The following is a 24,425-nucleotide window of genomic DNA, read 5'->3' as shown; positions in this document are numbered from 1 at the left end:
CACACATGTCGAATTGCCGGTGCACTGGGCGCCCCGGCCGTTGTCGAGCCTACCCCCGTGAGTACGCGCGTTTTTTCGAGTCATTCCAGACTGCCGGGACTCATCGGGATCCGCCTCCCGACTAGGCCGTTCCGTGTTCGGCACATGAATACGGAGCCGCTCGTCCGAGTGCTCAATCGAGTCTCGATCAGCTCTTCCGGCCGCACTGTTCAACACGGGCGCACCCCCGCGAATGCCGGGGTCTGGGCAACGTCTAGAGTGGCGTGGTACGCGCGGGCCTTTGCGGGGAATTCATCCCGGGGCCCGCTGGGATGTCTCTGTCAGGGGTGTGCGTGACGGCCGTCGAATCCCGTCCAGCGGGTGTTCTCGGGACGAGCAGCAGCCGGGGTCAGCGGCCGTTCGGGGCCCGTCTGAAGGCGTTCGTGGCGCTGACCAAGCCGCGGATCATCGAGCTGTTGCTGATCACCACCGTTCCGGTGATGTTCCTGGCCCAGCAGGGTGTGCCCGATCTGAAGCTGGTGCTCCTCACCTGCCTCGGCGGTTATCTGTCCGCGGGCGGCGCCAACGCGCTGAACATGTACATCGACCGCGACATCGACGCCCTCATGGAGCGCACCTCGCAGCGTCCGCTCGTCACCGGCATGGTCAGCCCCCGTGAGTGCCTCGCCTTCGGCATCGCGCTGGCGGTCGTGTCGACCCTGCTGTTCGGTCTCGCCGTCAACTGGCTGTCCGCCTGGCTGTCGCTCGGAGCGCTCCTCTTCTACGTCGTCGTCTATACGATGATCCTCAAACGGCGTACCTCCCAGAACATCGTCTGGGGCGGCATCGCCGGTTGTCTGCCCGTGCTCATCGGCTGGTCGTCCGTCACGGACTCGCTGTCCTGGGCGCCGGTCATCCTCTTCCTCGTCATGTTCTTCTGGACGCCGCCGCACTACTGGCCGCTGTCGATGAAGGTGAAGGACGACTACGCGCGCGTGGGCGTGCCGATGCTGCCGGTCGTCGCGAGCAACAAGGTGGTCGCCCGCCAGATCGTCCTCTACAGCTGGGTGATGGTCGCGGTCTCGCTGCTGCTGACCCCGCTCGGCTACACCGGCTGGTTCTACACCGTGGTCGCGCTGGGCGCGGGCGGGTTCTGGCTCTGGGAGGCGCACGGCCTCCAGAACCGCGCCAAGGCCGAGGTGTCGGGCGTCAAGCTGAAGGAGATGCGGCTGTTCCACTGGTCGATCACCTACGTGTCGATCCTCTTCGTGGCCGTCGCGGTGGACCCCTTCCTCCGCTAGACAGCCTGGAAAGCCTGGACGGGAGGGGTGCGTGGTCAAGGCCACGCACCCCTCCCGTCGCCGTTCGATCTACCCGTCGGTAGCATCCTGGCCATGGCAGACACCGAGCAGATCGACGAGACCCCCGGCACCGTCCAGGACCCCAGGGCCGACCGCGCCGCCGCCAAGCTCGCGCAGCGGATCACCGCCTTCTCCAAGGCGCACGGCGGCGCCGAGGCGCAGGTCGCGTACATCGGACAGCGCGGCGCCCGGATCGTCCTCGTGGGCGAGGACGGCGGCTGGGGCGACCTCGTGGCGACGAGCTACGAGATCGCCGAGAACGCCGTCAAGAAGGCCGGGATCACCGTCCACGAGACCTTCGACGGCGAATTTGCGGCCAAGGTGAAGACCGGCCCTTACGAGTGGAAGCGCATGGCCGGCATCCAGCTCGGCGGTCCCTCCGACGACTGACACCTGACCCCTCGCACGGACGGCCGGCCATCGTCGGCTGTTCGCACGGGGTGTGCGCGACCAACACCTGACACCCGGCTCGGCCGTTAGGACCTGAGAAACGACGGTCCATCTCGCGGGGAGTCCGGATGATCGAAACGCCGTCCCTCGTGGATCAGTACTGCCACGGCGTGCTGCGGACGGAGCTGGGCCTCGGCACGTTCGAGGCCCACCTCTCCAGAACCGGGGGCCCACCGGCCGCCGGCACCACCTTCTTCGACACCCAGACCGGTTTCGCCGTACGGCGCTGGTGCCCGCCCCTGCTCGGACTCGAACCGCACTGCACGCCGGCCCGCTATCTGGCCAGGCGCCGTGAACTGGGCGTCCTGGAATCGGGGCGAAGACTGCTGCGCGGCAGCGGCGTCACCACGTATCTCGTCGACACCGGGCTGCCCGGCGATCTGACCGGGCCGGGCGAGATGGCCTCCACCGGAGCCGCCAGCGCGCACGAGATCGTCCGGCTGGAACCGCTCGCCGAACAGGTCGCCGACACCTCGGGAACCGTCGAGGCCTTTCTCGCCAACCTCGCCGAATCCGTCCACGGAGCCGCCGCGAACGCCGTGGCCTTCACCTCCGTGGCGGGCGTGCGGCACGGTCTGGCCCTCGCGCCCGAACCGCCGGGACCCGGAGAGGTGCGGGGCGCGGCGGGACGCTGGCTCGCCGGCCGCCGGGTGGGCGGGACCCTCACCGACCCGGTCCTGCTCCGCCATCTGCTGTGGATCGCGGTCGCGTCGGGCCTGCCCCTGCAACTGCACGCCGGACTCGGCGAACCCGGGCAGCGCATCGACCGCACCGACCCCGTGCTGCTCACCGACTTCGCCCGCGCCACGGCGGGCCTGGGCACCGACCTGGTCCTGCTGCACGGCTACCCCTACCAACGGCACGCGGCCCACCTCGCCGAGGTCTTCCCGCACGTCTACGCCGACCTGGGCGCCGCCCTGGTGCGCACCGGCGCGCGGTCGGCCGCCGTCCTCGCCGAGATCCTGGAGCTGGCCCCCTTCGGCAAGCTCCTCTTCTCCAGCGGGGCGCGCGGCCTGCCCGAACTCCATGTGGTCGGAGCACACCTCTTCCGCGAGGCGCTCGCACGGGTGCTCGGCACCTGGGTCGCCGAGGGGGCCTGGTCACTGGCCGACGCCCAGCGGGTCGCGGCCCTGATCGCGGCGGGAAACGCCCGGCGGGTCTACGGGCTGGAGTGAGCGCCCGCGGGCCCCGGCGGTGCGAGGGCGCCCGGGAGGCACTCCGGTGCGCCTACGCGCGCGTGAGGGCCGACGCGGTCGCGGGACCGGGCAGGTCCGCCACGGTTTCCGGGCGCTCGCGCAGGGCCAGCAGGACCCGCAGCACACCGATCCACACCAGGCAGGAGCCGAGCATGTGGAGGGCGACCAGGGCCTCGGGCAGGTCGGTGAAGTACTGCACGTAGCCGATGACGCCCTGGGACAGCAGGATCAGGAACAGGTCGCGGGTGCGCCGCAACGGACCCTGGGGGGCGTCCACCGCCTTCAGGACGAACCAGAGGGCGAAGGTCAGCGTGACGACGATCCAGGCCAGCACGGCGTGCAGCTTGGCGATGTTCTCCCAGCCGACGGGGATGCGCTCGACCTCGCTGGAGTCACCCGCGTGCGGTCCGGCACCGGTGACGACCGTGCCGAGCGCGATCAGCAGGACCGCGGCCACCACCAGGAACCACACGAGCTGCTGCACCGACTTGCCGACGAGCGGACGCGGGGCCGCGTCACCCTCGCGGGTGCGCTGCCACATGAGCGCGGCCACCGTGATGAGCGCCGTGGAGAGCAGGAAGTGGGCGGCGACCGTGTACGGGTTCAGGCCGACCAGGACGACGATCCCGCCGAGGATCGCGTTGCTCATGACGATCCAGAACTGGGCCCAGCCGAGCCGGGTCAGACCACGCCGCCACGGCTTCTGCGAGCGTGCCGCGACGATGGCCCAGCCGACGGCGGCGCACAGCACGTACGTCAGCATGCGGTTGCCGAACTCGATGGCGCCGTGGAAGCCCATCGCGCTCGTCGCGGTCAGCGAGTCGTCGGTGCACTTGGGCCAGGTCGGGCAGCCGAGTCCGGAGCCGGTGAGCCGCACGGCACCGCCGGTCACCACGATCACGACCGACATGACGAGCGCGGCGAGGGCCGCGCGCCGCACCGTCCGGGAGGCCGGGGTCCAGCGTTCGGCGATGAAGGCGAGCGGGTTGCGCACCGCGCTGATGGCGTCGGCTCGGGTCAGGTTCTGCACGCGCACCATCGTAGGGGCCCGCTTGTGCACGCTTTCACGAGGGTCGCCCCGGGAGCGGGGACCCGCTCACTCCCAGCGGAAGAACCGGCCCGCCGCGCCCAGACCCACGACCGCCCAGACCGCCAGGACACCCAGGTCGCCCCACGGCATCGCGTCACCGTGCTGGAGCACCGCCCGCAGGCCGTCCGAGAGCGCCGAGATGGGCAGCAGACCCAGGACGTCCTGGGCGCCCGCGGGGAACTTGTCCATCGGCACGATCACCCCGCCGCCGACCAGGAACAGCAGGAAGACGAGGTTGGCGGCGGCCAGCGTCGCCTCGGCCTTGAGCGTGCCCGCCATGAGCAGGCCGAGTCCGGAGAACGCGGCCGTGCCGAGGATCAGCAGGAGCAGCACGGCGAGCGGGTTGCCGTGCGGCGACCAGCCCAGCGCGAAGGCGATCGCGGTGAGCAGGATCACCTGGAGGATCTCGGTCACCAGGACCGACGCGGTCTTGGCGGTCATCAGGCCCCAGCGCGGGAGCGGCGAGGCGGCCAGCCGCTTCAGGACGCCGTAGCGGCGCTCGAAGCCGGTGGCGATGGCCTGGCCGGTGAACGCCGTCGACATCACGGCCAGCGCCAGGATGCCCGGCGCCAGGAAGTCGACCGCCTCGCCCGGGCCCGTGTCGATGATGTCGGCCGAGCTGAACAGCACCAGCAGCAGCGTCGGGATCACCACCGTCAGCAGCAGCTGTTCGCCGTTGCGCAGCAGCATCCGCGTCTCCAGCGCGGCCTGCGCGCGGATCATGCGGGGCAGCGGGGCGGCGCCCGGCTTCGGGGTGTACGTGCCGGAGGTGGTCACGGACGCGGCTCCTTGCCGGTCGGCTCCAAGCTGTGCCTGGCTCATGAACGCAGCTCCTTGCCGGTCAGTTCCAAGAAGACGTCCTCCAGGGTGTGGCGTTCGACCGAGATCTTCTCCGGCATCACACCGTGCTGGGCGCACCAGGACGTCACGGTCGCCAGCAGCTGTGGGTCGACGGTGCCGCCGACCCGGTAGGACCCGGGCGTCAGCTCGGCCGCCGTGGAGTCCGTGGGCAGGGCCTTCAGCAGGGAACCCACGTCGAGTCCCGGGCGGCCGGTGAAGCGCAGGGTGTTCTCGGCGCCGCCGCGGCACAGCTCCTCGGGGGAGCCCTGGGCGACGACCCGGCCCGCGTCGATGATCGCGACGTCGTCGGCGAGCTGCTCGGCCTCGTCCATGTGGTGCGTGGTGAGGATCACCGAGACCCCGTCGGACCGCAGGTCGCGGACCAGGGCCCAGGTGGCGTGGCGGGCCTGCGGGTCGAGACCGGCGGTCGGCTCGTCCAGGAAGACCAGCTCGGGACGGCCGACGACCGCCATGGCGAGCGCGAGGCGCTGCTGCTGGCCGCCCGAGAGCCGCCGGTAGGTGGTGCGGCCGCAGCCGCCCAGGCCGAGCCGTTCGATGAGCGCGTCCACGTCCAGGGGGTCCGCGTGCAGCTTCGCCACATGACGGAGCATCTCGTCCGCGCGGGCGCCCGAGTAGACGCCGCCGGACTGGAGCATCACGCCGATGCGGGTGTGCAGCTCACCGGACTGTCTCGCCGGGTCGAGGCCCAGGACACGCACCGTGCCGGAGTCCGGCTTCCGGTATCCCTCGCAGGTCTCGACGGTCGTCGTCTTGCCCGCGCCGTTGGGTCCCAGTACGGCGGTGATGCCCGCCGCGGCCACCAGGTCGAGGCCGTTCACCGCGGTCTTCGTGCCGTACCGCTTCACCAGGGCCTGGACCTGGACCACGGGCTCGCTTCGCATGAGGAGCAAGTCTAGGGACGACGCGGCGGCCCGGAACCGCCGGGGGCGGCGGCGGTCCGCACGGCCAGGTCCCGCGGCCGGTGCACCGGCAGCCACCGCTGCGCGTACGCCACCGCGTCGGCCACCGGGAAGAGCCGAGCCCGGGCGGCTCCCACGGTGCCCCGTACGACGGGACGGTCCCGCTCGAAGTCGGAGCCCAGCTCCTCGAACATCTCGGAGGTGATCGACACCTCCCGCACCGTCTGCCAGCCGCTGGGGGACGGCCGTCCGACCTGCACGATCGGCGAGTCGACGCGGTACTCGGCCAGGTGGAAGCTGGTGCAGGTGCCGTAGCCCGCGCCGAGCAGCAGGACGCGAGCGCCACGGGCCTCGAGCCGGGCCAGCGGACTCCTCTCGCCCAGCCGGCAGTCGGTCGCGTGCCCGCCGACGATCGCCGCCGCGGCCGGGCCCACGGCCGCGAACGAGGTCTCCGGGTGGTCGCTGCGCAGGGCGCCGGGCCAGTTGCGGACCGTCTCGGGTATCACGCCGACCCCGCGGGAGGGCGTCACGCGGGGGTCGTAGGCGGGCATGGTCGCCCGGATCGCCGGCCACCACTCCTCGGGGACCGGCGGGCGGGCCCACAGCGCGGGGTCGGAGAGGTCGCCCGACTGGGTCGGGACCACCAGGGTGCCGTGCGGACCCAGGGCGTCGAGCAGTCCCTGCACGACGGCCACGGGGCCGCCGTTGACCCAGCCGAGGGCGCTCAGCGAGGAGTGCGCGAGAAGCGTTTCCCCCGCTCGGACGCCGAGCGCGCGCAGATCCGCCGTGAGGGTGTCCCGGGTGACGAGCGGGCCGGTCGGAGGGGGTGTCGACATGGTCCGGGAGTTTCCCCCAGAGAGTGCCCGCGTGCCACCGAATTGATCGATCAAAGATCGTTTCCCCAGGTCACCTTAGGTATACCTAAGTGACACAGCGCACCGCCCGCCCTGGAGGGCGCGGCTTGTCAGGCCCTGAGGAATTACGCAACAATGGTGTTGTGAAAAACGTTGGCGAGGCTCGGGAGACCCCCGCGGGGGCCCCGCAGGAGGAACTCGCGACCGGTGAGCGCTCGACGCGCAACCGGGTCGTGCGCTCCATCCTGGACCACGGCCCGTCGACCGTCGCCGACCTGGCGGGCCGACTGGGCCTGACCCACGCCGCCGTACGCCGTCATCTGGACGCGCTGGCCGCCGACGACGTCGTGGAGGCCCGTGAGCAGCGGGTCTACGGAGCGCGCACGCGCGGCCGCCCCGCCAAGGTGTTCGCCCTGACCGACTGCGGCCGCGACGCCTTCGACCAGTCCTACGACAAGCTCGCCGAGGACGCCCTGCGCTGGATCGCCGAGCGCGAGGGCGGGGACGAGGCGATCCTCTCCTTCGCCCGCGCCCGGATCGCCGCGCAGGCCGGGGCGTACCGCGAGGCCATAGAGGCCGCGACCCCCGAGGAGCGCACGGAAGCCCTGGCGAAGGCCCTGAGCGCGGACGGGTACGCTGCCACGGCGCGCAGCGCACCGGTCGGCGAGCAGCTCTGCCAGCACCACTGCCCGGTCGCGCATGTCGCCGAGCGCTTCCCGCAGCTCTGCGAGGCGGAGACGGAGTTCTTCTCCCAGCTGCTCGGCACGCATGTGCAGCGACTGGCCACCATCGCCCACGGCGACGGGGTGTGCACGACATACATCCCCAAGATCTCGCACGACACTCAGAACGCATCCGCAAGCACGGCCGGGAGGAACCCCGCATGACGCTCCCCACGGAGACTGCCCACCCCGAACTCGAGGGCCTGGGCAAGTACGAATACGGCTGGGCCGACTCCGACACGGCCGGCGCCTCTGCCAAGCGCGGCATCAACGAGGACGTCGTCCGTGACATCTCCTCGAAGAAGAACGAGCCGGAGTGGATGACCAAGCTCCGTCTCAAGGGCCTGCGCCTCTTCGAGAAGAAGCCCATGCCCAACTGGGGTTCCGACCTGTCGGGCATCGACTTCGACAACATCAAGTACTTCGTGCGTTCCACGGAGAAGCAGGCGGAGTCCTGGGAGGACCTGCCCGAGGACATCAAGAACACGTACGACAAGCTCGGCATCCCCGAGGCGGAGAAGCAGCGCCTCGTCGCCGGTGTCGCGGCCCAGTACGAGTCCGAGGTCGTCTACCACCAGATCAACGAAGAGCTCGAGGCGCAGGGTGTCATCTTCATGGACACCGACACGGCGCTGAAGGAGCACCCGGAGCTCTTCAAGGAGTACTTCGGCACCGTCATCCCGGTGGGCGACAACAAGTTCGCGTCGCTGAACTCCGCAGTGTGGTCCGGCGGCTCGTTCATCTACGTGCCGAAGGGCGTGCACGTCGAGATCCCGCTCCAGGCCTACTTCCGTATCAACACGGAGAACATGGGCCAGTTCGAGCGGACCCTGATCATCGTCGACGAGGGCGCCTACGTGCACTACGTCGAGGGCTGCACGGCGCCGATCTACTCCTCGGACTCCCTGCACTCCGCCGTGGTCGAGATCATCGTGAAGAAGGGCGGCCGCTGCCGCTACACGACGATCCAGAACTGGTCGAACAACGTCTACAACCTGGTCACCAAGCGCGCCGTGGCGTACGAGGGCGCGACCATGGAGTGGATCGACGGCAACATCGGCTCCAAGGTCACGATGAAGTACCCGGCCGTCTACCTGATGGGCGAGCACGCCAAGGGCGAGACCCTGTCCATCGCCTTCGCGGGCGAGGGCCAGCACCAGGACGCCGGCTCCAAGATGGTCCACATGGCGCCGAACACCTCCTCGAACATCGTGTCGAAGTCGGTGGCGCGCGGTGGCGGCCGTACGTCCTACCGCGGTCTCGTCGAGATCGGCGAGGGCGCCCACGGCTCCAAGTCGAACGTCCTGTGCGACGCGCTGCTCGTCGACACCATCTCCCGTTCGGACACCTACCCCTACGTGGACGTCCGCGAGGACGACGTGTCCATGGGCCACGAGGCGACCGTCTCCAAGGTCTCCGAGGACCAGCTCTTCTACCTGATGAGCCGCGGTCTGACCGAGTTCGAGGCGATGGCCATGATCGTGCGCGGCTTCGTCGAGCCGATCGCCAAGGAACTGCCCATGGAGTACGCCCTCGAGCTCAACCGGCTGATCGAGCTCCAGATGGAGGGCGCGGTCGGCTGACCCCGGCCTCCGCACCAGCAGCTAGCGAACTTCTGACGCAGGAAAGAGAGCAGACCGACAGCCATGGCTGAGGCTCAGAACATCCCCGGCGGCTCGACCACCGCGGGCCAGATCGCGGTGGCCGCCGAGTCGACCGTCGCCACGCGCATGAGCGCGCCCCCGTCCTTCGACGTGGCGGACTTCCCCGTCCCCCACGGCCGCGAGGAGGAGTGGCGGTTCACCCCACTGGAGCGCCTGCGCGGGCTGCACGACGGCACCGCCGTCGCGACCGGCGAGGGCGTACGGGTCGACGTGCACGCCCCCGAGGGCGTCTCCGTCGAGACGGTCGCGCGCGACGACGCCCGGATCGGCCGCGCCGGTACCCCGGTGGACCGTGTCGCCGCCCAGGCGTTCTCCGCGTTCGAGAAGGCCGGTGTCGTCACCGTCCCCAAGGAGACGGTGCTCACCGAGCCCATCCGGATCGCCGTGCACGGCGAGGGCGGTGTCGCCTACGGCCACCAGGTCGTCGAGCTGGGAGCCTTCGCCGAGGCCGTCGTCGTCATCGACCACACCGGTGACGCGGTCCTCGCCGCCAACGTCGACTTCGTCCTCGGTGACGGCGCCAAGCTGACCGTCGTCTCCGTCCAGGACTGGGACGACACGGCCGTCCACGTCGGCCAGCACAACGCGCTGATCGGCCGCGACGCCACCTTCAAGTCCTTCGTGGTCACCTTCGGCGGCGACGTCGTACGCCTCCACCCCCGTGTCGCGTACGCGGGCACCGGCGGCGAGGCCGAGCTGTTCGGCCTGTACTTCACGGACGCCGGTCAGCACCAGGAGCACCGCCTCCTGGTCGACCACAACACCCCGCACTGCAAGTCCAACGTCATGTACAAGGGCGCGTTGCAGGGCGAGGGGGCGCACGCGGTCTGGATCGGCGACGTCCTCATCGAGGCCAAGGCCGAGGGCACGGACACCTACGAGATGAACCGCAACCTGGTTCTGACCGACGGCGCCCGCGTCGACTCCGTGCCGAACCTGGAGATCGAGACCGGTGAGATCGTCGGCGCCGGCCACGCCTCCGCGACCGGCCGCTTCGACGACGAGCAGCTCTTCTACCTGATGGCCCGCGGCATCCCGGCCGACGAGGCCCGCCGTCTGGTGGTCCGCGGCTTCTTCGCCGAGCTGGTCCAGCAGATCGGTGTCGACGACATCGAAGAGCGCCTTCTCGTGAAGATCGACGAGGAGCTGGAGGCGTCGCTCTGATGCCCGGCTCCTTCGTGCGCGTCTGTGGGCTGAGCGAGCTGGAGGAGGACACCCCGAAGCGGGTGGAACTCGACGGCACGCCGGTCTCGGTCGTGAAGACCGAGGGGGAGGTGTTCGCGATCAACGACATCTGCTCGCACGCGAACGTCTCGCTCTCCGAGGGCGAGGTGGAGGACTGTCAGATCGAATGCTGGCTGCACGGCTCCGCGTTCGACCTCCGCACCGGCAAGCCGTCCGGCCTTCCCGCGACGCGCCCCGTCCCCGTATATCCCGTTCAGATCGAAGGGGACGACGTGCTCGTCTCCCTCAACCAGGAGTCCTGAGGCAACCCATGGCAACGCTTGAAATCCACGACCTGCACGTCACCGTCGAGGCCGACAACGCCACGAAGGAGATCCTCAAGGGCGTCGACCTGACCGTGAAGCAGGGCGAGACGCACGCCATCATGGGCCCCAACGGCTCCGGCAAGTCGACCCTCGCCTACTCGCTCGCGGGCCACCCCAAGTACACGATCACCGGCGGCACCGTCACCCTCGACGGCGAGGACGTCCTCGCGATGTCCGTCGACGAGCGCGCCCGCGCCGGCCTGTTCCTCGCGATGCAGTACCCGGTCGAGATCCCCGGCGTCTCGGTCTCCAACTTCCTGCGCACCTCCGCCACCGCCGTCCGCGGCGAGGCACCCAAGCTGCGTACGTGGGTCAAGGAGGTCAAGGAGACCATGGAGCGCCTCTCCATGGACCCCTCCTTCGCCGAGCGCAACGTCAACGAGGGCTTCTCCGGCGGTGAGAAGAAGCGCCACGAGATCCTTCAGCTCGAACTGCTCAAGCCGAAGATGGCGATCCTCGACGAGACCGACTCCGGTCTGGACGTCGACGCCCTGCGCGTCGTCTCCGAGGGCGTCAACCGCGTCCGCGAGACCGGCGAGGTGGGCACCCTGCTCATCACGCACTACACGCGCATCCTGCGCTACATCAAGCCCGACTTCGTCCACGTCTTCTCCGGCGGCCGCATCGTCGAGTCCGGCGGCGCCGAGCTCGCCGACAAGCTGGAGAACGAGGGCTACGAGGCTTACGCGAAGCACGACGCAGTCGACACGAAGGGTGGCGTATCCGCGTGACGCAGCTGCCGGGCCTCCTCGACACCGAGGCGATCCGCAAGGACTTCCCCATCCTGGATCGCCAGATCCACGACGGCAAGAAGCTCGTATACCTGGACAACGCGGCGACCTCGCAGAAGCCGCGCCAGGTCCTGGACGCCCTGAACGAGTACTACGAGCGCTACAACGCCAACGTCCACCGCGGTGTGCATGTGCTCGCCGAGGAGGCCACGGCGCTGTACGAGGGCGCGCGCGACAAGGTCGCCGCGTTCATCAACGCGCCGAGCCGCGACGAGGTGATCTTCACCAAGAACGCCTCCGAGTCGCTCAACCTCGTGGCCAACATGCTCGGCTGGGCCGACGAGCCCTACCGGGTCGACCACGAGACCGAGATCGTCATCACGGAGATGGAGCACCACTCCAACATCGTTCCGTGGCAGCTGCTCGCGCAGCGCACCGGCGCGAAGCTGAAGTGGTTCGGCCTCACCGACGACGGCCGTCTCGACCTGTCGAACATCGACGAGATCATCACGGAGAAGACGAAGATCGTCTCCTTCGTGCTGGTGTCGAACATCCTGGGCACCGTGAACCCGGTCGAGGCGATAGTGCGCCGCGCCCAGGAGGTCGGCGCCCTGGTCCTGATCGACGCGTCCCAGGCCGCGCCGCACATGCCGCTCGACGTGCAGGCCCTCCAGGCCGACTTCGTGGCCTTCACCGGTCACAAGATGTGCGGCCCGACGGGCATCGGCGTCCTGTGGGGCCGCCAGGAACTCCTGGAGGACCTCCCGCCGTTCCTCGGCGGCGGCGAGATGATCGAGACCGTGTCGATGCACTCGTCGACGTACGCTCCGGCCCCGCACAAGTTCGAGGCGGGCACGCCCCCGATCGCGCAGGCGGTCGGACTCGGCGCGGCGATCGACTATCTGTCGGCCATCGGCATGGACAAGATCCTCGCCCACGAGCACGCGCTCACCGAGTACGCGGTGAAGCGGCTCACGGAGGTCCCCGACCTGAGGATCATCGGCCCCAGCACGGCGGAGGACCGCGGCGCGGCGATCTCGTTCACGCTGGGCGACATCCACCCGCACGACGTGGGCCAGGTTCTGGACGAACAGGGCATCGCGGTCCGGGTCGGCCACCACTGTGCCCGTCCGGTCTGCCTGCGGTACGGAATTCCCGCGACCACGCGGGCGTCGTTCTATCTGTACTCCACGCCGTCCGAGATCGACGCTCTGGTCGACGGCCTGGAGCATGTACGGAACTTCTTCGGCTGAGGGGCTGGCTGGGAACGTGAAGCTGGATTCGATGTACCAGGAAGTCATCCTGGACCACTACAAGCACCCGCACGGGCGCGGTCTGAGGGACGGCGACGCCGAGGTGCACCACGTCAATCCCACGTGCGGTGACGAGATCACCCTGCGGGTGAAGTACGACGGCGATCGGATCGAGGACATCTCGTACGAGGGCCAGGGCTGCTCGATCAGCCAGGCCTCCGCCTCCGTACTGAACGACCTCCTGGTCGGCAAGGACGTGTCCGACGCGCAGAAGATCCAGGAGACCTTCCTGGAACTGATGCAGTCCAAGGGCCGGATCGAGCCCGACGACGCGATGGAGGAGGTGCTGGAGGACGCGGTCGCGTTCGCCGGTGTCTCCAAGTACCCGGCCCGGGTCAAGTGCGCCCTCCTCAGCTGGATGGCGTGGAAGGACGCGACAGCCCAGGCCCTGGGCGAGAGCGCCGAGAGGAAGACGGCATGAGCGAGAACACTGTGACATCGGACGAGACCGCCGTGACGTCGGAGGAGTCCGCGGTCGCGCCCGCCGAGGCCGCCGCGGCACCGGCCGGGGGCCTGACGACCAAGCCCGCTTCGGAGGAGGAGGTCCGCGAGGCCCTCTACGACGTCGTCGACCCCGAGCTCGGCATCGACGTCGTCAACCTCGGCCTCATCTACGGCATTCACATCGACGACGCGAACATCGCGACGATCGACATGACCCTGACGTCCGCGGCCTGTCCGCTCACCGACGTCATCGAGGACCAGGCCAAGTCCGCGACGGACGGCCTCGTCAACGAGCTGCGCATCAACTGGGTCTGGATGCCGCCGTGGGGCCCGGACAAGATCACGGACGACGGCCGCGAGCAGCTTCGCGCGCTCGGCTTCAACGTCTGATCGTCTCGCTCCGGGGCCTTGGCCCCTGAGTACCGCGTAAGGGGCGGCACCTTCGGGTGCCGCCCCTTACGCGCTGTCGCCCCGGAACTCAGGCCAGGCCCCGCACCAGCCGGAACGCCGAGTCCTGCCCGTAGAGCCGGCCGCGCTCGTGACGCCCCAGGACGAGCTGGAAGTCGCGGTGGCGCAGGAAACGGCCCGGGTAGTTGACCGATTCCAGCATGACGGCGTCCGAGCGGGAGGCCGTACGGGGGCAGAAGGTGGCGTCCTCGCGGAAGAGGGCGGAGCCGTCGTCGCGGTCCGCGCGCAGGACGAAGTCGCGGTGGCGCAGATAGGAGCCGTCGGTGGTGGCGAAGGAGTAGCAGGAGGACCTCGCCAGTCCCGGAACCATCGTGAAGCTGGCGGCCCGCCGGGTCGAGGCCGTGCTGGACGGGCTCACCGGGTCGAGCCGGACCTGACCGCCGCTCAGATGCCAGTACCGGTCCGGGTAGTTGACCGACCGGACCGATGTCAGCCCCGAGGACGTCCGGGGTCCGGAAGCGGTGCCGGACGCGGCGGGCGCCGGCTTCCCGGAGGCGGATCGGCCGCCCGACCCCTGGTCGGACGGCTTCGGGGACACGGAGCTCGGCGTCGAGGAATCCGGTGACGCCGAGGGTGAACTCCCCGGTGAGGACAGGGCGTTCTTGCCGGCCGGGGCCGTCGTCGCACCCGTCGCCGCGACGGGGGCGCCGGGAAGGAAGGGGTTCGCCGTGTCGGCCGTGGTCCTGTTGCCCGCCTGATGTGACGAGGCGTCGGAAGGGCGTGCCTGTACGGAGATCACGGCGATGGCGGCGATGGTGACGGCCACCGCGAGCCCGCCGGCCAGCCAGAGCCGCCGCGTTCCCGGCATCCGGCCCTCGTCGTCCGCGCCGACGGCCTCCCAGGGCCTCGGCGACACCGGAACGAGGCCGGCGGACACCGGGTAGGGGGCGCCGTGCGCGGTGGGGCGCCAGGGAACGATCTCCCTGGAGGAGGTGGATCCGTCGGGACCGGATCCCGGCGTCACTTCTGGCATGCGCGTTCCTAAGCGGGGGAGGGCGAGCGCGTGAAGGGGTGAAGCGAAAGGCGGAGGGTGCGCGCGGCGCGCGAAGCGGGGTGATCATGGAGGCCCGGTGTGCGGCTGGTGAAACAGTAGTGGAGCCGGTGACTGCCGAGCAGTCGTTTCCCGCGGCGGTGCAGGTATTTACCAGCGGTTCTTTTCGGGCAATCGACCACAGAGATACGGGAGTTGGGCAGGGAGGAGAGTCAGCTGAGCGCTGGGGGCTTCGTGGGGGAGCGCCCCGGCGGCCGACAGGGGGCGCCTGGTGGCGCGGCAGGTGGCGTGTGCCCGAGGGCGGGCCGGGCGCGCGAGGTGTGTCGGACGCGGTGGCGGAGCGTTCGTCGCCGGGGGAGACTGCCGTTCATGGCTGTCTCTTTCTACCAACTGGTCGTCGACGCCCACGACCTGCCGGCCCTCGCCCGCTTCTGGTGCCAAGTCCTCGACTGGCAGGTGCTGTTCGAGGACGACGACGAGATCGTCATCGGCGCCGACGCGCACGCGCTCCCCGGAATCTGCTTCGTCCCGGCGGGTGAGCGCAAGACCGTCAACAACCGGCTGCACATCGATCTCGCACCGGACGACCGGGAGGCCGAGGTCGAGCGGATCCTCGCCCTCGGGGCGCGCCGGGCCGACGTGGGGCAGGGCGAGGACGTCACCTGGACCGTCCTCGCCGATCCCGAGGGCAACGAGTTCTGTGTGCTGCGGCCGAAGAAGTCCCTACTCGACTGAGCCGGGCCGCTCCCCGGCGGACGCGCGCGTCAGCACGTCCGCCAGCCCCTCCCTGCGGATGCGCTGGTCGATGTACAGCAGGCTGCCCACCAGCGGCATGAAGACCAGGGAGAAGAGCTGGACGAAGATGCCCGCGATCGTCGAGAACACCAGGGAACGCCCCATGGCGGGCAGCATCCGGGCGTAGATCTCGGTCACGCTCACGGGTTCCCGCGCCGACGAGAGGTCGTACGGCTGCGGGGCCGGCATCGCGAACTGGAACGGCAGATCGACCACCAGGGAGACGATGAACGTGATCAGGCCGGCCAGCAGCAGGATGCCGAACGTGCGCCACCACGCGCCGCGGACCAGCCGCGCCGACCGGCGCATCGCCGTCACCGGGGACGCCCCTTCCAGGACGGCGGCGGCCGGGGCGAAGCTGAACCGGACGAACAGCCAGACCATGAGGGGTACCGCGAGCAGCAGGAGCAGGGGGACGAGGCCGAGCACCGCGAACGGGTCGTCGCTCGCGGCCGCCAGCCAGAACAGCCCGACGAGGACAAGCACCGGTACCGCCACGACCAGGACCAGCAGCAGCGTCACCCCGAGCACGGACGGGGTGCGTGACCAGGCGCGCCTCCACACGGCCCCGGCCGGGGCCCGGCGTCCGAGCACGGCGTCGTGCAGGGTCGCCGCGGACGAGGCCTGGATGAAGGAGCTCGCGAACAGGGAGAGCACCGTGCCCACGGCCCACACGCCGCTGAACGCGATGAGGACCGCGCGCAGATCGGCCCAGTCGGCGGACCCGGGCGCCGAGGTCATCCGGTGCAGCTGTGTCCTCACCGAGAGATAGGCGACGTAGTCGAGGCCCAGGGTCAGGGCCGCCAGGATCGCGACGCCCACGAAGGTGAGCCCGAACAACGGCTTCGCGTAACGGCGCATCGTGACGAAGGCGCCGCCGAGGATGTGGTCCACGCCGAGCGGGGCCAGCGGGATCACACCCGGCCTGGGCGGTGGGGGTGGCATCCAGCCCCAGCCGCCCGGAGCGCCCCCGTACGGTCCCGACGGCCCGTACGGTCCCCACCCAGAACTGTCCGACATGCCTCTCGCGCTCCATATGTCCTAGGGAGTCTGTTCGACTCCGGCCCCCTGTGATCGCGAACGATATCCGCTGGGGCGGGTGGTGCCCACGGCATATACGGGATCCGTACGCCGCCGGTCGCGTTCATCGGATCCACACGTCTGTTCCTGTCCGGGGGACGCGATGTGTACAGTCGTACATATGGGATACGTACTGCTCGCCGGTGCCATCGCGGCGGAGGTCGGCGCGACCACCGCGATGAAGTACACGGAGGGTTTCAGCAGGCTGTGGCCGTCCCTGCTGACCGTCCTCGGATACGTCGTCGCCTTCGCTCTGCTGGCGCAGACCCTGAAGACCGTCTCGGTCGGCACGGCCTACGCGATCTGGGCCGGCGTCGGCACCGCGGCCATCGCCGCGATCGGCATGCTCTTCCTCGGCGAGGGACTCACGGCCGCGAAGGCCGCCGGAATCGTGCTGATCATCGGTGGAGTCGTCCTGCTGAACCTGGGCGGGGCGCACTGATGGCCCGGCCCGGCACCCCGGGCGGGGGACCGTGACGGCGCGGCGGTACGACCCCGGGCGGCGCCAGCGGATCATCGACGCGGCGATCCGGGTCGTCGGCGCCAAGGGCATCGCGGGCCTCGGCCATCGCTCCGTCGCGGCCGAGGCCGATGTGCCGCTCGGCTCCACCACGTACCACTTCAAGACCCTCGACGAACTCATGGTCGCGGCCCTCCGCCAGGCCAACGAGGGCTTCGCCGAGGTGCTCGCCGCCCGCGGCACCCTGGAGGACACCCGCACGGACCTGGCAGCCGAACTCGCCGGGCTGATGGGCGAATGGCTGGCCGGCGACCCCACGGGCGTGGAGCTGGAGTACGAGCTCTACCTCGCCGCCCTCCGCAGGCCCGCGCTGCGCCCGGTGGCCGCCGAGTGGATCGACAGCCTCGTCGGACCGCTGACCCGCCGCACGGACGCGGTCACCGCGCGGGCGCTCGTCGCCCTGCTGGACGGGATCTGCCTCCAGGTGCTGCTCACGGGGACGTCGTACGACGAGGGGTACGCGCGCGAGGTGTTGGGCCGGATCCTGCGGGGCGCGGCGGACGCCTCGCCGCGGTGATCCGACCGGGTCCCGCGGCCGGCCGGGTGGTCCGGCGAGGTGACCCGGTGCCCGTCCGGCGAGACGCCCCGCGCACCGGTTCGCCCGCGCGGCCCCCGCCAAGTTAGGTTGCACTCATGACCGACACGACTGCTTCTCGTACCACCGGCGCCGTCGCCGCCGGGCTCGCCACCCTCACCGCCGACGGCACCGTTCTCGACACCTGGTTCCCGGCCCCCGAACTGTCCGCAGAGCCCGGCCCCGCCGGCACCGAGCGCCTGTCCGCCGAGCGGGCCGTGGAACTGCTCGGCGAGGGCGCCGCGCAGGCCATCGGCCCCGACGCCCGCCGGGGCGTCGAGGTGGTCGCGGTCCGTACGGTCATCGCGTCGCTGGACGACAAGCCGCTCGACGCGCACGATGCCTACCTGCGCCTGCACCTCCTCTCGCACCGGCTGGTCAAGCCGCACGGCCAGAACCTGGACGGCCTGTTCGGGCTGCTCACCAACGTCGCCTGGACCTCGCTCGGACCGGTCGCGGTCGACGACGTCGAGAAGGTCCGGCTGAACGCGCGCGCCGCGGGCCTGCACCTCCAGGTGACCTCCGTCGACAAGTTCCCGCGCATGACGGACTACGTCGCCCCCAAGGGCGTCCGCATCGCGGACGCCGACCGGGTCCGCCTCGGCGCGCACCTCGCCGAGGGCACGACCGTCATGCACGAGGGCTTCGTGAACTTCAACGCCGGCACGCTCGGCACCTCCATGGTCGAGGGCCGCATCTCCGCCGGTGTCGTCGTCGGCGACGGCTCGGACATCGGCGGCGGCGCGTCCACCATGGGCACCCTCTCGGGCGGCGGCAACGTCCGCATCACCATCGGCGAGCGCTGCCTCGTCGGCGCGGAGGCGGGCGTCGGCATCGCGCTCGGCGACGAGTGCGTGGTCGAGGCCGGGCTGTACGTCACCGCCGGCACGCGCGTGACGATGCCGGACGGCGAGATCGTCAAGGCCCGTGACCTGTCCGGGGCTTCGAACATCCTCTTCCGCCGCAACTCGGTCACCGGCACGGTCGAGGCCCGCCCGAACAACGCGGTCTGGGGCGGCCTGAACGAGATCCTCCACAGCCACAACTGACCGCAGGGGGCCGCGGCGTAGGGCCTCCGAGCGGTGAACGCCCCGGCCCGCCGTCGAGTTGTCGGCAGCGGGACGGGGCGTCGCTGTCTCACCGCCGGGACGCGAACTCCGCCAGTGCCTCGAAGTCGGGCTCGCGCAGGCCGAGTCGGGGGTCGACGTGGCGCAGGAGCGCAGGGGCCGGGTGGCGGGCGGCCACGAACAGGTCGTCGGCCGGACTCTGTTCGTCGTCCACCCAGGCGAACGGGCGGCCCTCGGCGTGGGCCATGATGCGTTCCGTCTTCCAGTGGACCCCGTCGGGGCGCTCCACGAAGAGGGCGCCGGTGAAGTCGACCCAGGGAAGTTCGGGCAGGCCGATCACGGGTGCGATCCAGCGGTTCGCGGCGTCCATCCACGTGGTGGCCCAGCACAGCTCGTAGCCGAGGTCGAGGAGAGCGCGGCCGTGGCCGGGGTGGAGCCAGACGCGCAGCGGACGGCCGGGCTCCAGGGCGACCCGGATCGTCGTGTACCCCGCGGGCCGGCGTTCCTTCTGGGCCGCGTACGGATTGAGCGGGCCGTCGACGTCGAGGAACAGGAGGGGTCGGCTCATCGGGTCACGGTAGAGGACACCGGCGGCGGGAGCGGGCGTAATTTTTCTCGGCCCGGAGGCATAGCGTGGCGTGGCGGCGCGCGTCACCAGGGGCACAGGGGTGTGTCACAAGGGGCCACCGGGGACGAGAAGGTGACGATGGATGCCGAAGCGGATGAGACCTTCCGGGACTTCGTGGCGAACCGGTCGTCGGCACTGCTGAAGACGGCGGTGCTGCTGAGCGGGGGAGACCGGCACGCGGCCGAGGACCTGCTCCAGAACGCGCTGATCAAGGTGGCGGGCCGCTGGAACCGCGTCGACGAACCCGAGGCGTACGTACGGCGGATCCTGTACCGGCAGCAGGTGAGCCGCTGGCGGCTGAAGTGGCCCGGAAGGGAACTGAGCGTCGCCGAACCGCCCGAGAGGTCCGGCCGCGCGGTCCAGGGCGCGGACACCTCGTCGGCCGCCGAACTGCGGGTCGTCATGCGGGGCGCGCTGGCCCGGCTCACGGCTCGGCAGCGCACCGTGCTGGTGCTGCGCTACTTCGAGGACCTGCCCGAGAGCGAGGTGGCCCGCCTCCTCGGCTGCTCCGTCGGAACCGTCCGCTCCACGACCCACCGCTCGCTCGCCCGGCTGCGCACCCTCGCCCCCGAACTGGCCGCGCTCGGCGCGGGGAACGAGCCCCGGCCGCCGGCCCGTGACTTCTCGCCCGTGGAGGTACACCGGTGAACGTCGAAGAACTTCTGCGCGACACGCTCCGCGAGCAGTCCGAGGACGACCAGCGCACTCCGCCGGGATTCGCCGACCGGGTGTTCGCCGTCCGCCGGCGCCGGCGGACCCGGCGCATCGCGTCCGTCGCGGTCGCCGCGGCCGCGGTGCTCACCGCCGCGATCGCGATGCCCGGCCTGGACTCCGGCGGGCACGACGTACGGCCCCTGGGCGGGGTGCATCCCAAGCCGGCCGTCACCCATCCGGCGCCCTCGGCGCACCCGGCACAGTCACCGGTGCACTCGCTGGTCGCGGCCGGGAGAACGGCGCTGGCCGCGTACTACACCCAGAAGACCGACTGGCGGAGCGCCCACGACGGCATCCACAAGGGCGTCAGGGTGCGTACCTACTGGCTGCTCGACCCGAGGTCCGGCCACTACGAGAAGGACACCCGGTGGTCGTGGGTCGCCGTGGCCCCCGGCCTGCGGACCGTGGCCGTGCTGGAGCGGCACCTGCCCGCGCGCCGGATCGGGCTGCTCGACCTCGCGAGCGGCAAGGTCGAGCGGTGGCTCCCGGTCGACCACCCGGTGGGCGGGCTTGAGTTCTCGCACGACGGCACGCGCCTCGTGGCGACGACGTACAGCGATGATCCCGACCGGCAGATCAAGATGGACGACATCGACAGGATCCCCGTGTCGGTGAAGCCCTCCCGCACCGGCTTCTACGTCTTCGGCGTGGCGTCGGGCAAGGGCTCCTGGGCCGACGTGCGCATTGTCCAGGACGACCAGGGCAACGAGATCCAGGCCCGCCAGGACTTCGCGTTCTGCCGCGACGGGAAGACCGTCTGGGGCCGCCAGTCGGTCACACCCGGCGACCGCTTCTACGACCTGTCCGGCCGGGAGGTGAGCGTGCCCGGCGCGGAGCGGTACCTCACCTGGCCCATGGGGGCCGGCCTCTCGCCGGACGGCAACCGGCTCGCCGGGGAGTTCGCGGGCGAGAAGTGGCACACCTCCTCGTGGATCCTCGACCCGCGTACCGGCGAGCATCTGGCCGAGGTCCGTGGGCAGATGCTCCTCGCGTGGGCCGACGACAGGTCCCTGATCGCCTGGGACATCGCCGCGGGCGAGAAGAACGAGTTCCACAGCCGACTGGTGCTCGTCACCATCGGCAGCGACAAGGAGGTGCCGCTCAGCGGCTTCCTCAAGGGCACCGACGGCTCGGTGGGGCGCTGGGAGCCCCTCTTCGCCGAGCGCTGAGCCCCCGCGGTCCGCTCGGCCAGGGCCAGGGCCAGGGCCTAGGCCGGGGCGGCAGTGCCCGTGACCTGGGCGAGTACCGCCAGCAGCCCGTCGGCCGTCTTCCGGTCGGCGGGCCGCAGCGGTGCGCGGACCGGACCGGCGGGCAGTCCGAGCGAGTCGAGCAGCGCCTTCGCCGTGACCGCGCCGGGCAGACCGGCCGACATCATCGACTCCACCAGCGGAATCAGCCGCCGCTGGGCGAGAGCCGCCCCGGCGGTGTCCCCGGAGTCGAACGCGTCGAGAATCGCGCGGAACTGACGGGGCGCCACATTGGACACGGTACTGACGTATCCGGCCGCACCGATCGCGTACAGCGCGAGGACGTACTCGTCGCAGCCCGCGTAGTACGCCAACTCCGTCCGGGCCAGAACCTGTTGCGTACCGAGCAGGTCGTACGCGCAGTCCTTCACGGCCACGATCCGCGGATGCGCCGCGAGCCGGATCATCGTCTCCGGCTCGATCCGGGTCCCGGTGCGCCCCGGGATGTCGTACAGCATGAGCGGCAGCCCCGAGGCGTCCGCGATCTCCCGGAAGTGCGCCTCGACCGCGTCCTGAGGAGGCCTGCTGTAGTAGGGCGCGACCACCAGCAGCCCGTCCGCGCCCGCCTTCTCGGTCGCGACGGCCAGCTCCACGGTGTGCCGGGTGTCGGCCGTCCCCACCCCCGCCACGACCGGGACCCGGTCGCCCACGGCCTCCCGCACCACCCGCACCAGCGTGGCCTTCTCGGCGTCGGTCGTGGTGGGCGACTCGCCCGTCGTCCCGGAGAGCACCAGGCCGTCGCACCCCTCGGCCACGAGCAGTCCGGCGAGCCGCTGAGCGCCCTCGGTGTCCAGCGTGCCCGACTCCGTGAACGGCGTGACCATCGCGCAGAGGGCGCGGCCGAAGGGCGCGGGCGCTCGCGTCGGCGGGGCCCCGGCCGCGGTGCTCGCGGCGGGAGGGGCGGGCGGGACAGCGGTTGCGGGAGTGCTCCTCGGAACGGTCATGCCCGTAGTGTCGGCCACCCCACTGTGAAGCTCCACTTAAATTTTCTACGAGATATCGTCCAAGAGTGCTACGCATTCCTGGGTGTGGCGGTGAGCGAGGCGCGAGCGGGAGGGGTGACGGGCCGATCGCGGTCCGGACCGCGTCGTGAGCGGCCCCGCCCGCACGTCACACCCGTCCGGCGGTGTCCCCGCCGCGCTTCGCGCGCAGCGGCACGATCCCCGTCTCCACCTTCTCCCGGGCCGCGCGCAACGCCCGCAGCCGCGGAGGCCACGCGCGGGTGTCGCGTGGTTCGACGTACGGCTCCTCGGTCGGCGGCCGGCCGTGGGCGATGGCGCGCTGCCGGGCCAGCTCCGCGTCGAACTCCAGCCCCAGCAGGATGGCCAGGTTGGTGAGCCAGAGCCAGACGAGGAAGACGATGACGCCCGCGAGCGTGCCGTACGTCTTGTTGTACGAGCCGTAGCCGGCGACGTAGACGGCGAATCCCGCGGACGCGGTCAGCCAGATCAGGGTGGCGACGACGCTGCCCGGACTCGACCAGCGGAAGCCCCGGCCGGAGACGTTGGGAGCCGCCCAGTACAGCAGCGCGATCATCAGCTCGACGAACACCAGCAGGACGGGCCACTTGACGATCGACCACGCCGTGATCACGGCGCCGCCCAGCCCGAACGCGGACCCGGCACGCTCGGCCAGCGGCCCGGTGAACACCACGATGACCGCGCTCCCGGTGAGGAGCAGCATCAGCGCGACCGTGAGCGCGAGCCGCAGCGGCGTGATCTTCCAGACGGGACGGCCCTCCGGCAGGTCGTACACCGCGTTGGACGCGCGGATGAACGCGCCGACGTACCCAGACGCTGACCAGAGCGCCGCGAGCAGTCCGACGATCGCCAGCACCCCGCCCGTACCGCCGCTGTGCCCCAGCTGGGAGACCGCGTCGCGCAGGATGTCGCGGGCCGGGCCGGGCGCGAGGTCCCCGACGCTCTCCAGGAGCCGGTTCGTCACGCGCTCGCCCATGACACCCAGCACGGAGACCACCACCAGCAGGGCGGGGAACAGCGACATCACGCCGTAGTAGGTCAACGCCGCGGCCCGGTCGGCGAGTTCGTCGTCGCGGAACTCCTTCGCCGTGCGCCAGGCCACGGGCCACCAGGCTCGCGCGGGGAGTCCGGCGGAGGTGCCCTTCTCGGCCGGCCCCGCCGTACCCGAACCCGTACCCGTCTCGGTGTCGGCGGCCGTGGATCGGCCGACGGCCGCGTCGTCGGCCGTGCTCGTGGATCTGTCCGTGTCCCTGTCCGCGTTCGCGCCCGTGTCCGGAAGAGCTCTCCGCTTCGATTCCGGTCGCTTCTCGTCCATGACGGCCGTGTTGCCCGGATCCCGCTCCTGAAGCCCGTCGGCGGCGTCCGGGGGCTTGCGGACACCTGTCCGCCCGCGATTCACCGACGATTCGAACCGTCTGGACAATAAAAGTGTTCGGTGAGAGCCTGGAGTCATGTTGGACGTGACCGTGATCGAGGACGCCGAGGCCGCCGCCGTCTCGCTGGACCCCATACGGGCCCGGCTGCTCGCCGAACTGGCCGCAGGACCCGCGTCGGCCGCCATGCTGGCCGGAAAGGTCGGCCTGCCCCGGCAGAAGGTGAACTACCACCTCAAGACGCTGGAGCGGCACGGTCTGGTCGAGCTCGCGGGCGAACGACGCAAGGGGAACGTCACCGAGCGGATGATGCGCGCGACCGCGGCGTCGTACGTCATCTCGCCGAAGGCGCTGGCCGCCGTGCAGCCCGATCCGGACCGTTTCCGGGATCAGCTGTCCGCCCGCTGGCTCCTCGCGCTCGGTGCCCGGCTCGTCCGGGACGTCGGCTCGCTTCTCACCGGAGCCGCGAAGGCCCGCAAGCGGCTGGCGACGTACGCGCTCGACGGTGAGGTGACCTTCGCGTCGGCGGCCGACCGGGCCGCGTTCATCGAGGAGCTCACGGCCGGGGTGAGCGCGCTCATCCGCAAGTACCACGACGGGGACGCGGAGGACGGGCGTCCGCACCGGATCGTCGTCGCCGTCCATCCCACGCTCAAGCCCGAAGCCGAAGCCGAAGCCGAACTCGAACCCGAGGCCGAGGCCGAGGCTGAGGTCGGGGCAGGGCTCGAAGCCGTGGCGCCGTCCGGTGCCGGGGGCGGGCCCGAAGCGCTCGACCGGGCCGAAACCCAAGCCGAAGTCGAGGCTTGAGCCGGAGCCGGAGCCGGTCCGAGGCTTCGGGAGCCCTCGCGGGGGCCCCATCCACCCACTGATCATC

27 protein-coding genes are annotated in these 24,425 nt (G+C 70.8%); 18 read left to right on the top strand and 9 right to left on the bottom strand.

Annotation, left to right across the window (positions count from 1 at the left end; genetic code table 11):
• The first annotated feature begins 326 nt into the window (after positions 1-326).
• From ACZ4AA_RS29460 to ACZ4AA_RS29450, 3 genes are all read left to right on the top strand, one after another.
• Positions 327-1,280 (top strand): heme o synthase, encoded by a 954-nt coding sequence (locus ACZ4AA_RS29460; RefSeq protein WP_467609484.1) that lies wholly within the window; start codon positions 327-329, stop codon positions 1,278-1,280.
• Positions 1,281-1,373: 93 nt separating this feature from the next.
• Positions 1,374-1,730, top strand: a complete 357-nt coding sequence (locus ACZ4AA_RS29455; RefSeq protein ID WP_467609460.1) for a hypothetical protein — start codon at positions 1,374-1,376, stop codon at positions 1,728-1,730.
• 128 nt (positions 1,731-1,858) lie between these two features.
• Entirely contained in the window at positions 1,859-2,965 is a 1,107-nt protein-coding gene (locus ACZ4AA_RS29450; protein WP_467609458.1) for an amidohydrolase family protein, read from the top strand.
• Positions 2,966-3,017: 52 nt separating this feature from the next.
• Here the strand turns inward: ACZ4AA_RS29450 and ACZ4AA_RS29445 are convergent, their stop codons facing one another.
• From ACZ4AA_RS29445 to ACZ4AA_RS29430, 4 genes are read right to left on the bottom strand one after another with little or no spacing between them, the layout of a single operon-like run.
• Complete coding sequence (locus ACZ4AA_RS29445) at positions 3,018-4,025, bottom strand: COX15/CtaA family protein (RefSeq protein WP_467609456.1); 1,008 nt, start codon at positions 4,023-4,025, stop codon at positions 3,018-3,020.
• Between the two features lie 57 nt (positions 4,026-4,082).
• Complete coding sequence (locus ACZ4AA_RS29440; RefSeq protein ID WP_467609454.1) at positions 4,083-4,898, bottom strand: ABC transporter permease; 816 nt, start codon at positions 4,896-4,898, stop codon at positions 4,083-4,085.
• Positions 4,895-5,818 carry an ABC transporter ATP-binding protein gene (locus tag ACZ4AA_RS29435; RefSeq protein ID WP_467609452.1) on the bottom strand — a complete coding sequence of 308 codons (924 nt, stop codon included), beginning with the start codon at positions 5,816-5,818 and terminating at the stop codon, positions 4,895-4,897. Before ACZ4AA_RS29435 ends, ACZ4AA_RS29440 begins: the two co-directional genes overlap by 4 nt.
• A gap of 11 nt (positions 5,819-5,829) precedes the next feature.
• Positions 5,830-6,672: an AAC(3) family N-acetyltransferase gene (locus tag ACZ4AA_RS29430; protein ID WP_467609450.1), complete on the bottom strand. Its 843-nt coding sequence runs from the start codon at positions 6,670-6,672 to the stop codon at positions 5,830-5,832.
• Positions 6,673-6,833: 161 nt separating this feature from the next.
• On the opposite strand from ACZ4AA_RS29430, the gene ACZ4AA_RS29425 reads away from it, so the two are divergent.
• From ACZ4AA_RS29425 to ACZ4AA_RS29390, 8 genes are all read left to right on the top strand, one after another.
• Positions 6,834-7,577: a helix-turn-helix transcriptional regulator gene (locus ACZ4AA_RS29425; protein WP_467609448.1), complete on the top strand. Its 744-nt coding sequence runs from the start codon at positions 6,834-6,836 to the stop codon at positions 7,575-7,577.
• The gene (gene sufB / locus ACZ4AA_RS29420) at positions 7,574-8,995 is read left to right on the top strand and encodes a Fe-S cluster assembly protein SufB (RefSeq protein WP_467609446.1); all 1,422 of its coding nucleotides are present in this window, start codon (positions 7,574-7,576) and stop codon (positions 8,993-8,995) included. Before ACZ4AA_RS29425 ends, sufB begins: the two co-directional genes overlap by 4 nt.
• 63 nt (positions 8,996-9,058) lie before the next feature.
• Complete coding sequence (gene sufD / locus ACZ4AA_RS29415) at positions 9,059-10,240, top strand: Fe-S cluster assembly protein SufD (protein WP_467609444.1); 1,182 nt, start codon at positions 9,059-9,061, stop codon at positions 10,238-10,240.
• On the top strand, positions 10,240-10,563 hold the full coding sequence (locus ACZ4AA_RS29410) for a bifunctional 3-phenylpropionate/cinnamic acid dioxygenase ferredoxin subunit (RefSeq protein ID WP_467609442.1): 324 nt from the start codon (positions 10,240-10,242) through the stop codon (positions 10,561-10,563). The genes sufD and ACZ4AA_RS29410 overlap by 1 nt, the downstream gene beginning before the upstream one ends.
• A gap of 8 nt (positions 10,564-10,571) precedes the next feature.
• Positions 10,572-11,357: a Fe-S cluster assembly ATPase SufC gene (sufC, locus tag ACZ4AA_RS29405; protein ID WP_467609440.1), complete on the top strand. Its 786-nt coding sequence runs from the start codon at positions 10,572-10,574 to the stop codon at positions 11,355-11,357.
• Positions 11,354-12,610 (top strand): cysteine desulfurase, encoded by a 1,257-nt coding sequence (locus tag ACZ4AA_RS29400; RefSeq protein ID WP_467609438.1) that lies wholly within the window; start codon positions 11,354-11,356, stop codon positions 12,608-12,610. Before sufC ends, ACZ4AA_RS29400 begins: the two co-directional genes overlap by 4 nt.
• Positions 12,611-12,626: 16 nt before the next feature.
• Entirely contained in the window at positions 12,627-13,091 is a 465-nt protein-coding gene (gene sufU, locus ACZ4AA_RS29395) for a Fe-S cluster assembly sulfur transfer protein SufU (RefSeq protein ID WP_451408222.1), read from the top strand.
• A 92-nt stretch (positions 13,092-13,183) separates the two neighbouring features.
• Positions 13,184-13,504: a metal-sulfur cluster assembly factor gene (locus ACZ4AA_RS29390; RefSeq protein WP_339135400.1), complete on the top strand. Its 321-nt coding sequence runs from the start codon at positions 13,184-13,186 to the stop codon at positions 13,502-13,504.
• 88 nt (positions 13,505-13,592) lie between these two features.
• Here ACZ4AA_RS29390 and ACZ4AA_RS29385 read toward each other — a convergent pair whose 3' ends face one another.
• Complete coding sequence (locus tag ACZ4AA_RS29385; protein WP_467609436.1) at positions 13,593-14,555, bottom strand: AbfB domain-containing protein; 963 nt, start codon at positions 14,553-14,555, stop codon at positions 13,593-13,595.
• Positions 14,556-14,942: 387 nt separating this feature from the next.
• Here ACZ4AA_RS29385 and ACZ4AA_RS29380 point away from each other — a divergent pair, with 387 nt between their 5' ends.
• A complete protein-coding gene (locus ACZ4AA_RS29380; RefSeq protein WP_467609433.1) occupies positions 14,943-15,308 on the top strand; it encodes a VOC family protein in 366 nt (121 codons plus the stop codon).
• On the opposite strand, the gene ACZ4AA_RS29375 is transcribed toward ACZ4AA_RS29380, so the two are convergent.
• Entirely contained in the window at positions 15,297-16,388 is a 1,092-nt protein-coding gene (locus tag ACZ4AA_RS29375; protein ID WP_467609430.1) for a DUF7847 domain-containing protein, read from the bottom strand. The genes ACZ4AA_RS29380 and ACZ4AA_RS29375 overlap by 12 nt on opposite strands.
• A 181-nt stretch (positions 16,389-16,569) precedes the next feature.
• Between ACZ4AA_RS29375 and ACZ4AA_RS29370 the strand changes: the two genes are divergently transcribed.
• The 3 genes from ACZ4AA_RS29370 (at position 16,570) to dapD (ending at position 18,591) form a co-directional block, all read left to right on the top strand.
• Complete coding sequence (locus ACZ4AA_RS29370; RefSeq protein ID WP_326788478.1) at positions 16,570-16,890, top strand: DMT family transporter; 321 nt, start codon at positions 16,570-16,572, stop codon at positions 16,888-16,890.
• A 31-nt stretch (positions 16,891-16,921) separates the two neighbouring features.
• Entirely contained in the window at positions 16,922-17,485 is a 564-nt protein-coding gene (locus ACZ4AA_RS29365; RefSeq protein ID WP_467609426.1) for a TetR/AcrR family transcriptional regulator, read from the top strand.
• Between the two features lie 116 nt (positions 17,486-17,601).
• Positions 17,602-18,591, top strand: coding sequence for a 2,3,4,5-tetrahydropyridine-2,6-dicarboxylate N-succinyltransferase (gene dapD / locus ACZ4AA_RS29360; RefSeq protein ID WP_467609424.1), 990 nt, complete (start codon positions 17,602-17,604; stop codon positions 18,589-18,591).
• Between the two features lie 88 nt (positions 18,592-18,679).
• On the opposite strand, the gene ACZ4AA_RS29355 is transcribed toward dapD, so the two are convergent.
• Complete coding sequence (locus tag ACZ4AA_RS29355; RefSeq protein WP_467609422.1) at positions 18,680-19,177, bottom strand: HAD domain-containing protein; 498 nt, start codon at positions 19,175-19,177, stop codon at positions 18,680-18,682.
• Between the two features lie 138 nt (positions 19,178-19,315).
• Here ACZ4AA_RS29355 and ACZ4AA_RS29350 point away from each other — a divergent pair, with 138 nt between their 5' ends.
• Both ACZ4AA_RS29350 and ACZ4AA_RS29345 read left to right on the top strand, forming a co-directional pair.
• Positions 19,316-19,885 carry a SigE family RNA polymerase sigma factor gene (locus ACZ4AA_RS29350; protein WP_467609420.1) on the top strand — a complete coding sequence of 190 codons (570 nt, stop codon included), beginning with the start codon at positions 19,316-19,318 and terminating at the stop codon, positions 19,883-19,885.
• Positions 19,882-21,120: a WD40 repeat domain-containing protein gene (locus tag ACZ4AA_RS29345; protein ID WP_467609418.1), complete on the top strand. Its 1,239-nt coding sequence runs from the start codon at positions 19,882-19,884 to the stop codon at positions 21,118-21,120. The genes ACZ4AA_RS29350 and ACZ4AA_RS29345 overlap by 4 nt, the downstream gene beginning before the upstream one ends.
• 38 nt (positions 21,121-21,158) lie before the next feature.
• On the opposite strand, the gene dapA is transcribed toward ACZ4AA_RS29345, so the two are convergent.
• Together dapA and ACZ4AA_RS29335 are read right to left on the bottom strand one after the other, a co-directional pair.
• Positions 21,159-22,142 (bottom strand): 4-hydroxy-tetrahydrodipicolinate synthase, encoded by a 984-nt coding sequence (gene dapA / locus ACZ4AA_RS29340; protein WP_467609416.1) that lies wholly within the window; start codon positions 22,140-22,142, stop codon positions 21,159-21,161.
• Positions 22,143-22,308: 166 nt separating this feature from the next.
• Positions 22,309-23,493, bottom strand: coding sequence for a YihY/virulence factor BrkB family protein (locus ACZ4AA_RS29335; RefSeq protein ID WP_467609414.1), 1,185 nt, complete (start codon positions 23,491-23,493; stop codon positions 22,309-22,311).
• 136 nt (positions 23,494-23,629) lie between these two features.
• Between ACZ4AA_RS29335 and ACZ4AA_RS29330 the strand changes: the two genes are divergently transcribed.
• On the top strand, positions 23,630-24,358 hold the full coding sequence (locus tag ACZ4AA_RS29330) for an ArsR/SmtB family transcription factor (protein WP_467609412.1): 729 nt from the start codon (positions 23,630-23,632) through the stop codon (positions 24,356-24,358).
• The last annotated feature ends 67 nt before the right edge of the window (positions 24,359-24,425 follow it).

This window comes from Streptomyces sp. NPDC024698, assembly GCF_055559015.1.
Note: the sequence above shows the minus strand (reverse complement) of the source record. Positions and strands in the feature narration are given on the sequence as shown.